Here is a 13,267-nt window from a genome sequence, read left to right on the forward strand (position 1 = left end):
GTGGGTGATGTGGACGTTCATGGAAGTCTCAATAGAAGTTTTAGGATTGTTGTTTTTGGTTGCCGGTGTGGCCGGGTTCATTGATGCGATGGCAGGCGGCGGGGGCTTGTTAACGCTACCGGCCTTGTTGGCCGCAGGCGTGCCACCGACTCAGGCGCTGGCGACCAATAAATTGCAAAGCTCTTTTGGTAGCTTTTCGGCCACATGGTATTTTGTGCGCAATGGCATTGTCAGTCTTAAAGAGATGCGCCTGGCGATTGTGTGTACTTTTATCGGTTCGGCGATTGGCGCAGAACTGGTGCAACAGTTTGATGCCTCACTACTGACCAGCTTGATTCCCTTGCTGCTGATCGCCATTTCACTCTATTTTCTACTGGCCCCGCAAACCCGTGCCGACTCGGGTAAAAAGCCACTGCCGGAAGCGCTGTTCGCGTTATGTATTGGTGGTGGTATCGGTTTTTATGATGGCTTTTTCGGGCCAGGAACCGGCTCCATTTTTACGGTCTGTTTTGTGGTGTTAGGCCATTTTAGTCTGGTGGATGCGACCGCGCGTACCAAAGTGTTGAACTTCACCTCCAATATCGCTGCACTGACTTTCTTTTTGATTGCTGGCCTGCCGATTTGGCAAATTGGTCTGACGATGGCGGTCGGTGGTTTTATCGGTGCTCGCATGGGCGCGAAAGTCGTGGTCACCAAAGGCCACAAATGGATTCGCCCGCTGGTGATCACCATGTCGATGCTGATGGCACTTAAACTGCTGTGGGAACAGCATTCACAATCGTTTCTATCAATGTTCTGACACGCGGTGAGCGGTAGCTAGTCGCCCGGACACAAATGTGAATCGGGCGAAACAGCGGCGCTAATTCGGCAAAGTCAAAGCAATATTGCGGTTCGATTTTGAGCGCATTAACGATGGAGAGGGGCACGAGGGCTGGGGCCATACCACCCAATGCTAACTGCGCAGATGCGGTGTAGGAGTCCATTTCCATCACCGGATTGATGCCAAGCCTGGCGAGGATAGCGGCCTGATAGGTGTTAGCCGGGTTGGCCAAGTCATTGGTCACCACTTCGTCGGGCAAGCCGGACAGTGGCTGGCGACTGACAATGTAAAACGGCTCATCGAACAGATGCAGCGTCATCAACCCATGGTTACCCGGCAGATAGCCTGCGCAAAATCCCAGCGTGGCTTTGCCCGATTGAACGTGTTCCACAATACGCGGCGTATGGTGAGTGGTGATGGTGAAGTGCGGATCGCGCTGGCGATAGTCACCCATCACCTGAGTCAGATAACCCGCGACCAGAGTCTCTGAGCAGTCGAGGCGAATCAGCGTATCATCCTCCAGCGTTTGCTGCTCAAAGATCAGGCCGCGTAGTTCATTGAATGTCGGTCCGATGTTGGCAATTAACTGCTCAGCTTCCGCGGTGAGCTTAATGTGGCGCCCTGACGGAACGATCAGTTTCTTGCCCAGTTTCTTTTCCAGATTCGCAATGCGTTTGCTGACAGCAGACTGGCTGATGTACAGCTGGCTGCCTGTGCGGCTCATGGTTTTTTCTTTACTGAGAACCAGCAGGGTCTCAATGCCTTCCAGTAGCATGGCGTTCCAATGACAAATGGGAATAGATGACAGTCATTGTACTTCACTCCTGCCCATTTAACAGCCACACGGTTTGAGGCTTCGAATCACGGCGCGTAACTGCCGGCGATGGCGCGCTGTGCTTTGCTGCTGACACTCATCGAGAGCACTGGCCGCATTCAGCGCTATATCATGCTGCAGATACGCGGGCAGATGATCGCGGGTGCTGAGCCAGTGATGAAACTTGCGCTGGCAGAGCTGATGTTGCTGACGTTGGTTAAGTGCCAGCAGCGCCAGCACCAGTCGATAAATCAGGATTTGTAACATAGGCCCTCCTATTGATTGAGCAGTGAGGCCATGCGTTCACCATAATAAAATGCCGTGGCCAGATCGTTCGGGTTCACCTGAGAGGTGTTATCAAGGTAGCTCGCCACCACACCAATACTTGAACCTGTATGATTCAAACCACGGGAATCGGTGTGTTTGGAGACATCCAGCCCGACCCAAATCATGCCGTGTTGGCAGGCAAGCGTGACGAAACTGTACAGCGTCTGCTGTTGCTCACCATTGACGCTGCCACCCATGGTTAAGCCGCCCGCCAGTTTGTTGCGCCACAACTTGTTGGCGTAACCGTCACTGCTGGTATCCATAAATGCTTTGAACTGAGCGGCGGGTCCGCCCATATAGGTTGGGCTCGCGAAGACGATGGCGTCACATGCCAACAACTGGCGAAATAACGCGTCATTCTGGTATCGGCCGGCCACGATGTCAGTGGCCTTGATCTCTAACGTGATGCTTTCTACGCCCTGGTGTTGAGCGCCTTCCGCGACGTGCTGAGCCAGCAAGCGAGTCGCACCATCTTGAGAAAAATAAACAATCGCAATGCGTTTCATAGTTGGTCCTGATATTGATGAGTGATTACGCGGGATAATGGTTTCGTTGGGCAGGAGCGTCAGAAAAATACTCAATGAATTCCCACTCCGTCCCGCTGGGATCAAAAAAATAGACCCGATGACGATACTCGTTGTTCTCGGATAGCTCATTGAGTTGATACCCCGCTGCCAACAGGCGCTGCTTCACCGCTTCGGCATCATCGACCACGATACCGACATGATTGATGCCCACATCCCGGTAAGGCATACGATCCACCTCCGTACGGTTTTGCACTTCCTGTAACGCGATGTACGTCTGCTCTGTGCCAATATGGCACCAGCGATAGTCCTGCTTCCCCTGATGGCGAATCTTGAAATCGGGCAGCGCGGTTTGTAGAAACGTAATCGCCTGATCGATATCGGCGACCGTAATGTTGGCGTGTTCGACATAAGCTTGCATCGTTGCCTCCATGGCTACTAAGTAAAGTTATTTGTTTATTAAACTAGTTCAAAATACCATTAAGTAAACATAAAACTTTATTTATCTGTTTAGTGATCGTATTTCTGTGATCAATGATCTCATTGTGGTGTATTTTTCGTGCAACAGGCGAAGGTCGTCGACAAAGTGCCAACCAGAGAAAGAAGGCTGAAAGCTGGAGAGGAATGCGTGGGGAGATATAAAAAAGGCCGCATGGAGCGGCCTGAATCAAACTTAGCGAGTAATGGCAAAGGTGGGCAGTGATAAATGCCAACGAATGGCGCCCAGGCGAATGATCAGCGTGGATAACACGCCAGAAATAAATGCAGTCGAGCTGTCATACCCCATCGCCAATGCCGTGGTATGGAACACGCCGCCAATGATGCAGGCTGTTGCGTAAACTTCGCTGCGCAGTACCATCGGAATTTCACGGGCCAATACGTCGCGAATGATCCCGCCACCACAGCCAGTAATGACGCCCATGATGATCGCGATTAGCGATGATTCTTGATAAATAAGTGCCTTTTCAACGCCAATACCGACAAATACCGCCAAACCAATTGCGTCACACACCGGCAGGATCCACCACGCCAGCCGTTTAGGGCGGCGCACGATCAGCATGGTCAGAATACAAGTGATGAAAATGACCCACAGATAGGTGGGATCTTTAATCCAGAATACGGGGGTGGCACCAAGCGACATGTCACGAATGGTTCCGCCGCCGATCGCGGTGACGCTGGCCAGAACGATGACGCCGAATGGGTCCATTTTTAGACGGCCAGCAAGCAAAACGCCGGAGATAGCAAAAACAGCGGTACCGAACATATCGATCAGATAGAGCAGTGAAGTATCCAAAGTGTGTATCGCTCAGTTAAGTCAGTCATGGGCAAAATTGGCCGCAAATTGTACGAGATTTTTGTTCGATCTGTTACTTATTTTCGCACCTGATCGAAGTAATGACACACTTGTTGAATCGCATTGAGTGTACGGGGGGTGGGGCGGTTTAACCAATCCGATGTTAAGGCCCAGACGTGGTTCTGTTTGACTGCTGGAAGCTGTGCTTGCCAGCGCTGCCACATGTTGCCGTTGTCGATGGCATGCTCGGAGGTGAAGATCACCTCGGGTTGCGCGAGCAGAACTTGCTCCAAACCGACTTGCGGATAAGGGCTTGGGCTGCGCTCAAACACGTTCTCTCCGCCACAAAAACGAAAGACCTCGCTGGGCCAGCTGCCTTGCGCAAGTGTAATGATCGGTTTTTCACTCAGCTGGTAAAAGTAACGCACAGGCTTGGCATCGGCGTATTGCGCACGCAACGTCGTCAATTGGTGGCGAAAGTCGTCGGCGGCACGCTGCCCGATGGTTGGATCGTCGGCGTATTGGCTGAGCTGTTCGATGTTGGTAGCAATGTCGTCCAGCGTGCGCGTGTTGGACTCATACAGAGGCAAACCAAGCTGTTTCAGTTTGTCTAATTCACGTGCCGGGTTGCCTCCAGGCCAGACGATCACTAAGTCTGGTTTCAGCGCCACAATGCGTTCAACTTTGACGCCTTGGTAGTTGGATACCTTTTCGATCTGACGTGCTTGCGGCGGGTAATCGCTGTATTCGCTCACCGCGACCAGCTTGTCACCCAGCCCGGCAGCAAAAGCCAGTTCGGTGGCATGTGGTGCAAGGCTGATGACTCGTTGCACGGGGTGCGCCGCATCGGAGATAGAGGTGAAGCATAGTAGCGTCAGCGTCCAAAGGCGCATTTAAACTCCTCGATAAATCACAACCAGCAACAGGCTTTCAATCAGGATCCAAGCGAAAATTCGCCAAGCCAGTAGCGTGTGCAGTTGGGATAAATGAATAGCAGAAGGGGCGATGCGGCCACCGATTTTGACGCGAACGGCTTTTTGTTCGCCGTAAATTGCCGGACCACCGAGTGACAGTTCGAGTTTGTTGCCCACGGCGCATAGCAGCCAAGCGGGGCCAGGCAGTGGCCATGAGCGGCTTTGTTGCAGCGTTCGGTGCAGCGTTTGTGCCGCGTGATGCCCAGCAATGATCAGCATGCTGAATAGGCGCAGTGGAATGAATTCAAGCACCGCGACCGCTCGCACTACAGGCAGACCAAATGGTTGAAATCGTGGGCGCGATGGCGACCAAGCGCGCGCCAATTCCACCATCAATCGATAGATCAATGCGCCAATTCCTCCCAGCAGCGCATACCAAAACAACACGCAAACCACATTGCGGCCAAAGCCCATAATGATAGTTTCGGCACCCGCTTTGCCAAGGCCCAGTGGTGAAAGCGTCGCGGTGTCGCGATTGACGTATGGCATCAACAAGCTGCGCGCGAGTTTTTTGTCTTCTTTGGCCAGTGCAACGGCCATGCGATTGGCCAATTGCTCTTGGCTACGCCAATCCAGCGCCAGCAACAGCAGTGCCAGCTCAAATAATTGCGGTTGCCACACCAATGGTTTCAGCGCAATGCATACCACCATTGCCGGCAATATCATCAGTAGCCAAGCGAGTGTGCCGGAGAGCTGGCTTTGCGCATAACTGGCGTTGGTATTGACCTTGTCCGCCAGTATTTCAGCAAACTTGTGCCACAAAGTCACCGGATGCGCGCCGCGCGGGATCGGTAAGATCAGATGAAACAACAATGCGCCCCACATGACGAGGAGCGCACCGTTGGCATAGATCGTGTGAAAAATCTCGTCCATGAGGGCGTATCGGTTACTTCAACAATTCAACCATTTTGCTCACCATTTCTGATGAACTCTGTGCAGCCAGCGGCAGGAACTCATCGAACGACATCGGGGACTCTTTATCCGCCACATCGGAGATCGCGCGCACGACTACAAACGGCACTTGGAATTGGTGACAGGTTTGTGCAATCGCAGAGGCTTCCATTTCTACCGCAATCACGGATGGGAAGTTTGCGCGGATGAACGCTTGGCGCTCTGCAGTGCAGACAAACGCATCGCCGGTACAGATCAGACCGCGAACCGCGTGTTTGCCGACCATGGATTCCAGCGCCTTTTCTGCCACAGCCATCAGTTTTTCGTCGGCTTGGAAGGCCGCAGGTTGACCTGCCATTTGGCCGATTTCGTAACCAAACGCGGTCACATCGGCATCGTGGTGGCGCACTTCGGTTGAAATCACGACATCACCCACGTTGAGGGTTGCATCGAAACCGCCCGCAGACCCGGTATTGATCACCACATCTGGTTGGTATTCATCGAGCAAGATCGCGGTGCCAATGGCTGCGGCGACTTTGCCGATCCCCGATTGCAGGAGCACAACGTCAACGCCATGCAGCTGACCAGAATAGTAAGTACAGCCGCCTTTGCTGACTTCCTGACAGTTGTTCAGTGCGTCTTTCAGAATGGCGACTTCTTGTTGCATTGCGCCGATGATGCCAATTTTCATGCAGTGTCTCTTTTTGAATTACGAAAAATCAGGGCGAAGTTTATCACGACCCGAGTCGTTTGCGCGAGGTTCGGTGTGCGTTATGGTTGACGCAGCATGCCGGCTTCGGCCAGTTTTTCACGCAGGCTTTCTGCGCGGCGGCGGTTGACGCCAAAGTCGCTGTAGCCGACGCGTGATTCTGAGCGGACGAGTAGGTGATCATCGGTCAATTTCAGCTCCAGATCGTCGACAAAACGCAGAATGCGCGTGGTACATTCGATGCGTAAGTACGGGCCATCTTTGTCGGCGGTTTTCGCGCCGGGCAGGGTCAGCGCCACGCGCTCAATTTGCTCTAATGTCACGCCCGGACGCAGAATAAACGGCGCGAGGGTGAATTTCTCACGATTGTCTTGGGTCGACACGCAGTTGGGCTTGTCGCCACAAAGGGTGTTGGTGCGGTCAGTCATCGGAGCCACTCCCTGACTACAGCCGCTCAGCAGGACCACAGCCATCGATAGGGTTACAGTTTTTAACATGCATGCTGCCTTATGGAATTCAGAGTGAGCAGAGGTGGTCAGCATATCGATTTATTCCTCTGTCATGTCAATACGTTACAACTGGTGACAATTATAGGCCGAAAATGAAAAAAGGATTCATCGTTGATGAATCCTTTTGCTCAACCGTGAAGTTAGGTCACGGATTTTATACCTCGAGGTAATCCATTATGCCTTCCGCTGCTTTGCGTCCTTCATCGATGGCGGTCACCACCAAATCTGAACCGCGCACGGCATCACCGCCAGCAAAAATTTTCTCATTGCTGGTTTGGAACTTAAATGCCTGACTGAGCGGCGCTTTAATGCGGCCCCATTGATCCAGCTCGACGCCAAACGGTTCCAGCCAACTCATGTGGTGTGGTTGGAAACCAAATGCCATGATCACCGCATCGGCTTCTAGCACGTGTTCACTGCCTGCAACCGGTTCTGGGCGGCGACGACCTGCGTCATCCGGTTCACCCAAGGCGGTTTGCACCACTTTCACGCCCGTCACTTGACCGGATGCATCCACTTCAATGCCCAGCGGTTGCAGGTTGAACATGAACTCCACGCCTTCTTCTTTGGCGTTCTTCACTTCACGGCGAGAACCAGGCATGTTCTCTTCGTCGCGTCGGTAAGCACACACGACGCGTGAGGCTCCTTGACGAATCGACGTGCGCACACAGTCCATCGCGGTGTCACCGCCACCGAGTACCACGACTTTCTGGCCGGCCATGTCGATGAAGCGCTCTGGCGACGGCAGATCCATCACTTTGTAAGTGTTGGAGATCAAAAATGGCAGCGCATCGTACACGCCTTGCGCGTCTTCGTTGTCCAGACCCGCACGCATGTATTTGTAGGTGCCCACGCCAAGGAACACCGCATCATATTCGTCAATCAGTTGTTGCAGTTGAACATCTTTGCCCACTTCAACATTGAGGCGGAATTCGACCCCCATTTCGCTAAATACGCGGCGGCGGTTTTCCATCACGCCTTTTTCCAGTTTGAATGACGGAATACCAAACGTCAGCAGGCCGCCGATTTCAGGATAACGATCGTACACTACCGGTTTCACACCGTTGCGAACGAGGACGTCAGCCGCGGCAAGCCCTGCCGGGCCAGCCCCGATGATGGCGACTTTCTTATCCGTCCATTCCACGTTGGACATGTCCGGTTTCCAACCCATCTCAAAGGCTGTATCGGTGATGTATTTTTCAACGTTCCCAATGGTCACGGCGCCGAAATCGGCGTTCAGCGTACACGACCCCTCACACAGACGATCTTGTGGGCACACACGGCCGCACACTTCGGGTAGGCTGTTGGTTTGGTGTGACAACTCCACTGCCTCGAGAATGCGGCCCTCATTGGCCAGTTTCAGCCATTGAGGAATGTAGTTGTGTACCGGACATTTCCACTCACAGTACGGGTTGCCGCAATCCAGACAGCGATCCGCCTGAGCGGTGGCTTGCTGTTTGGTAAACGGTTCATAAATCTCTACGAATTCAATCTTACGAATGGTGAGCGGCTTTTTTGCCGGGTCCACTCGGTTGACATCAATAAATTGGTATACGTTCTGGCTCATGACTTCGGCTCCTTCCAATTATTGTGCTTGAACGCGCAGTTCAGCAGCGCTGCGGCTTTGGTGACCCAATAGAGTCTGCAGGTCCGCTGCCTGAGGTTTAACAAGGTAGAACTTCGGAATCCATTCATCAAAGTTCGCTAAGATATGTTCGGCATGAACAGAGCCAGTTTCTTCCAGATGTTCTGCAATCAAGCCACGCAGGTGCTCTTGATGGATGTAGAGATCGTTCAGCGCAATCGCTTCGACAGATTCCTCGTTCACGCGGCCTTGGAAATCGCCATTTTCGTCAAGGACGTAAGCAAAACCGCCCGTCATCCCCGCGCCGAAGTTGACGCCAGTTGCCCCCAGAATCGCCACGATGCCGCCTGTCATGTATTCACACGCGTTGTCACCGGCCCCTTCAATCACGGCAATAGTGCCAGAGTTTCGCACGCCAAAACGTTCGCCGGCTTTGCCGGCTGCAAACAGTTTGCCGCCAGTAGCACCGTACAAACAGGTGTTCCCGATGATGGTGGCTTCGTTACAGGTAAATGCCGTTCCCAGATGCGGTTTGATGACAATCTTACCGCCCGCCATGCCTTTACCGACGTAGTCGTTGGCATCGCCCGTCAGGTACAGCTCGACACCGCCCGCGTTCCATACGCCAAACGATTGACCCGCAGTGCCTTGTAACACCACTTTGATCGGCGTGGCGGAGAGGCCTGCGTTGCCGTAGCGTTTCGCGATTTCACCCGACAACCGCGCCCCGACGGAGCGGTCGGTGTTGATCACGTCGTAGTACAGTTCGGTTGAGTACTGGTTTTCAATCGCTTCCAGTGCGTCATCCACGATTTTCTGGTTCAGCGCCGCTTTATCAAACGGGGTGTTCGGTTGAGTACAGAACAGTGGCAAACCTTCCGGTGACACCGGTGCTTCGAGGATGCCAGACAGATCCAGCTTGCTCTGTTTCGCCGTCATGCCTTGTACCGCTTCCAGCAGATCGGTTCGGCCAATCAGATCGGTGAGTTTTTCTACGCCTAATTCAGCTAGATAACCACGCACTTCTTCAGCCAAGCCGGTGAAGTAGTTAATCACCATCTCAGGCAGACCTTTGAAGTACTCTCGGCGCAGGGTTTCATCCTGAGTCGCCACCCCGGTTGCACAGTTATTGAGGTGACAGATGCGCAGGAATTTACAGCCCATGGCTACCATGGGCGCGGTCCCAAAACCAAAGCTTTCTGCACCCAGAATCGCGCCTTTGATGACATCGAGGCCGGTTTTCAGACCACCATCGACTTGCAGGCGAATCTTATGACGCAGACCGTTCGCCACCAAGGCTTGCTGAGTTTCCGCCAGCCCCAGTTCCCAAGGACTGCCCGCGTATTTTACTGAGGTCAGTGGGCTCGCCGCTGTGCCGCCGTCATAGCCGGAAATGGTGATGAGGTCGGCGTAAGCTTTGGCCACACCGGTCGCGATCGTGCCGACGCCCGGTTCAGAAACCAGTTTGACCGACACCAGCGCTTTCGGGTTGACCTGTTTTAGGTCGAAGATCAGCTGGGCTAAGTCTTCAATCGAGTAAATATCGTGGTGCGGAGGCGGCGAAATCAACGTCACGCCTTGTACGGAGTAACGTAATTTCGCGATTTCCGCCGTCACTTTGTGACCCGGCAACTGACCGCCTTCACCCGGTTTTGCTCCTTGCGCGACTTTGATTTGCAGCACGTCAGCGTTGGTCAGGTAGTGTGGCGTCACACCGAAACGACCCGAAGCGACCTGCTTGATGCGCGAGTTACGTTCGGTGCCAAAACGGCGCGGATCTTCGCCCCCTTCACCGGAGTTCGAGTGACCGCCAATTCGGTTCATCGCGGTCGCCAGCGCTTCGTGCGCTTCCGGGCTCAGTGCGCCGATAGACATGGCGGCCGAGTCAAAGCGTTTGAACAGCTCAGTGGTCGGCTCAATTTGTTCTAGAGCCAGCGGGTTGTCTGATTTTTTCAGTTTGAGCAAATCGCGCAGCATCGCCACCGGACGCTCGTTCACCTGTTTGGCAAACTGAGCGTAGTCTGATGTTTCACCGGATTTCACCGCCGTTTGCAGCGTGCCAACCACATCAGGGTTGTAGGCGTGGTATTCACCGCCGTGCACGTATTTCAGCAGACCACCATGTTCCATTGACTTGCGTTTGGTCCATGCTTTGCGCGATAGGTTAAACAAGTCCTGCTGGAAGTCGTCAAAGTTGGCGCCCTGAATGCGGGTGGTGACCCCTTTAAAGCACAGTTCGACGATGTCGCTATGTAGACCCACCGCTTCAAACAGCTGTGAACAGCGGTAAGAGGCCACGGTTGAGATGCCCATTTTGGACATAATCTTGTACAGGCCTTTGTTGATGCCGTACTGGTAGTTTTGCATCGCATCGCGATAGCTCTTCTCCAATACGCCGTCATCGACCAATTTACCGACCACTTCATATGCGAGGTAAGGGTAAACCGCCGTGGCCCCAAAGCCGATCAGCACCGCGAATTGATGCGGGTCTCGCGCGGTGGCGGTTTCGACGATGATGTTGGCATCACAACGCAGGTTGGATTCCACGAGGCGCGTTTGCACGGCGCCAACGGCCATCGCCGCTGGGATCGGCAGCTTGCCTTTGGTCAGCGCACGATCCGACAGCACGATTAGCACGGTGCCTTCGCGCACCACTTGTTCGGCTTGATCGCACAGCGCCAAGACCGCTTGCTTGAGATCGTGTTCCTGCGGATCGTAGTTGATGTCGAGGATCGTATTGCGATAGTGCTGATCGCTCAGGGTCAGCAACTGTTGCATGTCCGAGTAGAGCAGCACCGGCGATTCAAACGTGACTCGGTGTGCGTGACCATCGGTTTCGCAGAAAACGTTCATCTCCTGACCGATACTGGTGGCCAGCGACATGACGTGTTTTTCACGTAGCGGATCGATCGGCGGGTTGGTCACTTGTGCAAATTTCTGACGGAAGTAGTCCGTGATCAGGCGCTCTTTCGATGAGAGGACGGCCATCGGCGTATCATCGCCCATTGAACCAACCGCTTCCTGACCCATGTCGGCCATGACGCGCAGCACTTGATCCACTTCTTCATTGGTCATTGCAAACTGCTTTTGATAGGTGTTGAGCTGATCCGCATCAAAGCTGCGCTCGCCCACCTGATTGTCTGGCAGTTCAGCAAACGAGGTTAATGGATAAACGTTGTTTTGCATCCACTCACGGTAGGGGTGGCGGCTCTTAAGATCGTTGTCGATCTCGGCCGATTGCCATAACTTGCCTTTGCGCGTATCGATCACCAGCAGTTCACCCGGACCCACGCGGCCTTTCTCTGCCACTTCATCCGGGGCGTAGTCCCAAATACCGACTTCCGAGGCCAGCGTGATCAGCTTATCTTTGGTGATCACGTAGCGGGCAGGGCGCAGACCGTTGCGGTCAAGGTTACACGCGGCGTAGCGGCCATCGGATAACACGATACCCGCCGGGCCATCCCACGGCTCCATGTGTTTGGAGTTGAAGTCGTAGAAGGCGCGTAGTTCGTCGTCCATATCCGGGTGGTTTTGCCACGCAGGCGGCACCAGCATCCGCATGGCACGGAAGATATCCATACCGCCCGCGAGGAACAGATCCAACATGTTATCGAGGCTGGACGAGTCTGAACCGGTTTCGTTCACAAAAGGTGCAGCCGTTTGTAAGTCTGGCAGCAGCGGCGACGAGAATTTGTAAGCACGCGCGCGCGCCCACTGACGGTTCCCTTCGATGGTGTTGATCTCACCGTTGTGCGCTAAGTAGCGGAACGGCTGAGCCAATGGCCAACGGGGTTGCGTGTTGGTTGAAAAACGCTGGTGGAACAGACAGATCGCCGATTCCATACGCAGGTCGGCCAAGTCGAGATAAAAACGCGGTAAGTCCGCTGGCATGCACAGGCCTTTGTAAACAATAACCTGCGTCGACAGCGAACAGATGTAGAAATCTTTGTCTTCGGAGATTTGCTTTTCGATGCGGCGGCGCGCGATGTATAGGCGACGTTCTATGTCGCGTTCACGCCAGCCCGCGGGAGCAGAAATGAAGACTTGTTGAATATCCGGTAGTGAAGCTGCGGCGATCGGCCCCAGCACCTTCGTATTGGTTGGCACGGTACGCCAGCCGGAGACCGTGAGTGTTTCTTGCGCTAGCTCTTTATTGATGATGTCGCGCGCAGACTGCGCTTTGACCGGATCTCGGCTAAGAAATATCATCCCAACCGCGTATTGCTTACCCAGCTTCCAGTGCTGTTCTTCAGCAATCAGGCGCAAGTAAGTATCGGGTTTTTGGAGTAGAAGACCACAACCATCACCGGTTTTTCCATCGGCGGCAATACCGCCACGGTGGGTCATGCGGTCGAGAGCAGAAATCGCGGTGCGAACCAATTTATGACTGGCTTGACCTTCCATATGCGCGATCAAGCCGAATCCACAGTTGTCTTTCTCAAGACTTGGATCATATAGAGCCATTGCAATTCTCCCTTTGCTTCTCTGTCATCCAGACAGTAAATGACTAACTATTCGTTTATATTGTTATTATTTAGATAATTATTAATTAAAACTGATTAAAAATTTAACAATTTCGGACAGTTTAATTTGCACTGAATTCACAACCTATAGCTTATTGTGAAAAAGGTCAAGTTTTTGGTGATTAATCATGTGTGTCAGCGATTTACCAAGCATTACTCTAATTAATATCAATAAATTCAATATGATAGGTTTTTAAATGTTACGACTTTTTAACATTTAAATCTCGCCAGATGAGAAACAAAGAAAAAAGGCTAGCGGGAGGGCTAGCCAAATAGGAACTGTTTGGAAGGAATTTG

The 13,267-nt window shown here is 53.2% G+C and carries 12 protein-coding genes; 1 reads left to right on the forward strand and 11 read right to left on the reverse strand.

Going from position 1 to position 13,267, the window contains the following annotated elements; genetic code table 11:
• Positions 1-19 precede the first annotated feature (19 nt).
• On the forward strand, positions 20-799 hold the full coding sequence (locus tag VFA_RS01145) for a TSUP family transporter (RefSeq protein WP_004724128.1): 780 nt from the start codon (positions 20-22) through the stop codon (positions 797-799).
• On the opposite strand, the gene VFA_RS01150 is transcribed toward VFA_RS01145, so the two are convergent.
• From VFA_RS01150 to gltB, 11 genes are all read right to left on the reverse strand, one after another.
• Positions 750-1,595, reverse strand: coding sequence for a LysR family transcriptional regulator (locus tag VFA_RS01150; protein ID WP_004724129.1), 846 nt, complete (start codon positions 1,593-1,595; stop codon positions 750-752). The two genes, VFA_RS01145 and VFA_RS01150, sit on opposite strands and share 50 nt — an antisense overlap.
• 57 nt (positions 1,596-1,652) lie before the next feature.
• Positions 1,653-1,901: a hypothetical protein gene (locus VFA_RS01155; RefSeq protein ID WP_004724130.1), complete on the reverse strand. Its 249-nt coding sequence runs from the start codon at positions 1,899-1,901 to the stop codon at positions 1,653-1,655.
• An 8-nt stretch (positions 1,902-1,909) separates the two neighbouring features.
• Positions 1,910-2,467, reverse strand: coding sequence for a flavodoxin family protein (locus tag VFA_RS01160; protein WP_004724131.1), 558 nt, complete (start codon positions 2,465-2,467; stop codon positions 1,910-1,912).
• A 25-nt stretch (positions 2,468-2,492) separates the two neighbouring features.
• Positions 2,493-2,906, reverse strand: a complete 414-nt coding sequence (locus VFA_RS01165) for a VOC family protein (RefSeq protein ID WP_004724132.1) — start codon at positions 2,904-2,906, stop codon at positions 2,493-2,495.
• A gap of 252 nt (positions 2,907-3,158) precedes the next feature.
• Positions 3,159-3,779, reverse strand: coding sequence for a TRIC cation channel family protein (locus VFA_RS01170; RefSeq protein WP_004724133.1), 621 nt, complete (start codon positions 3,777-3,779; stop codon positions 3,159-3,161).
• Between the two features lie 77 nt (positions 3,780-3,856).
• The gene (gene btuF / locus VFA_RS01175; protein WP_004724134.1) at positions 3,857-4,672 is read right to left on the reverse strand and encodes a vitamin B12 ABC transporter substrate-binding protein BtuF; all 816 of its coding nucleotides are present in this window, start codon (positions 4,670-4,672) and stop codon (positions 3,857-3,859) included.
• Positions 4,673-5,626 (reverse strand): cobalamin biosynthesis family protein, encoded by a 954-nt coding sequence (locus VFA_RS01180; RefSeq protein ID WP_038150643.1) that lies wholly within the window; start codon positions 5,624-5,626, stop codon positions 4,673-4,675.
• A 13-nt stretch (positions 5,627-5,639) separates the two neighbouring features.
• The gene (gene mtnN / locus VFA_RS01185; RefSeq protein ID WP_004724136.1) at positions 5,640-6,335 is read right to left on the reverse strand and encodes a 5'-methylthioadenosine/S-adenosylhomocysteine nucleosidase; all 696 of its coding nucleotides are present in this window, start codon (positions 6,333-6,335) and stop codon (positions 5,640-5,642) included.
• Between the two features lie 80 nt (positions 6,336-6,415).
• The gene (locus VFA_RS01190; protein ID WP_004724137.1) at positions 6,416-6,781 is read right to left on the reverse strand and encodes a DUF1499 domain-containing protein; all 366 of its coding nucleotides are present in this window, start codon (positions 6,779-6,781) and stop codon (positions 6,416-6,418) included.
• A gap of 235 nt (positions 6,782-7,016) precedes the next feature.
• Positions 7,017-8,429 carry an FAD-dependent oxidoreductase gene (locus VFA_RS01195; RefSeq protein WP_004724138.1) on the reverse strand — a complete coding sequence of 471 codons (1,413 nt, stop codon included), beginning with the start codon at positions 8,427-8,429 and terminating at the stop codon, positions 7,017-7,019.
• 18 nt (positions 8,430-8,447) lie between these two features.
• Entirely contained in the window at positions 8,448-12,911 is a 4,464-nt protein-coding gene (gene gltB / locus VFA_RS01200; RefSeq protein ID WP_004724139.1) for a glutamate synthase large subunit, read from the reverse strand.
• Positions 12,912-13,267: the final 356 nt, after the last annotated feature.

The organism is Vibrio furnissii CIP 102972, from assembly GCF_000176175.1.
Taxonomy (GTDB): domain Bacteria; phylum Pseudomonadota; class Gammaproteobacteria; order Enterobacterales; family Vibrionaceae; genus Vibrio; species Vibrio furnissii.

Bases quoted from the DNA above. Each gene is read 5' to 3' on its own strand.
- VFA_RS01145 (WP_004724128.1), top strand. From the start codon at position 20: ATGGAAGTCTCAATAGAAGTTTTAGGATTGTTGTTTTTGGTTGCCGGT.
- VFA_RS01150 (WP_004724129.1), bottom strand. From the start codon at position 1,595: ATGCTACTGGAAGGCATTGAGACCCTGCTGGTTCTCAGTAAAGAAAAA.
- VFA_RS01155 (WP_004724130.1), bottom strand. From the start codon at position 1,901: ATGTTACAAATCCTGATTTATCGACTGGTGCTGGCGCTGCTGGCACTT.
- VFA_RS01160 (WP_004724131.1), bottom strand. From the start codon at position 2,467: ATGAAACGCATTGCGATTGTTTATTTTTCTCAAGATGGTGCGACTCGC.
- VFA_RS01165 (WP_004724132.1), bottom strand. From the start codon at position 2,906: ATGCAAGCTTATGTCGAACACGCCAACATTACGGTCGCCGATATCGAT.
- btuF (WP_004724134.1), bottom strand. From the start codon at position 4,672: ATGCGCCTTTGGACGCTGACGCTACTATGCTTCACCTCTATCTCCGAT.
- VFA_RS01180 (WP_038150643.1), bottom strand. From the start codon at position 5,626: ATGGACGAGATTTTTCACACGATCTATGCCAACGGTGCGCTCCTCGTC.
- mtnN (WP_004724136.1), bottom strand. From the start codon at position 6,335: ATGAAAATTGGCATCATCGGCGCAATGCAACAAGAAGTCGCCATTCTG.
- VFA_RS01190 (WP_004724137.1), bottom strand. From the start codon at position 6,781: ATGACTGACCGCACCAACACCCTTTGTGGCGACAAGCCCAACTGCGTG.
- VFA_RS01195 (WP_004724138.1), bottom strand. From the start codon at position 8,429: ATGAGCCAGAACGTATACCAATTTATTGATGTCAACCGAGTGGACCCG.
- gltB (WP_004724139.1), bottom strand. From the start codon at position 12,911: ATGGCTCTATATGATCCAAGTCTTGAGAAAGACAACTGTGGATTCGGC.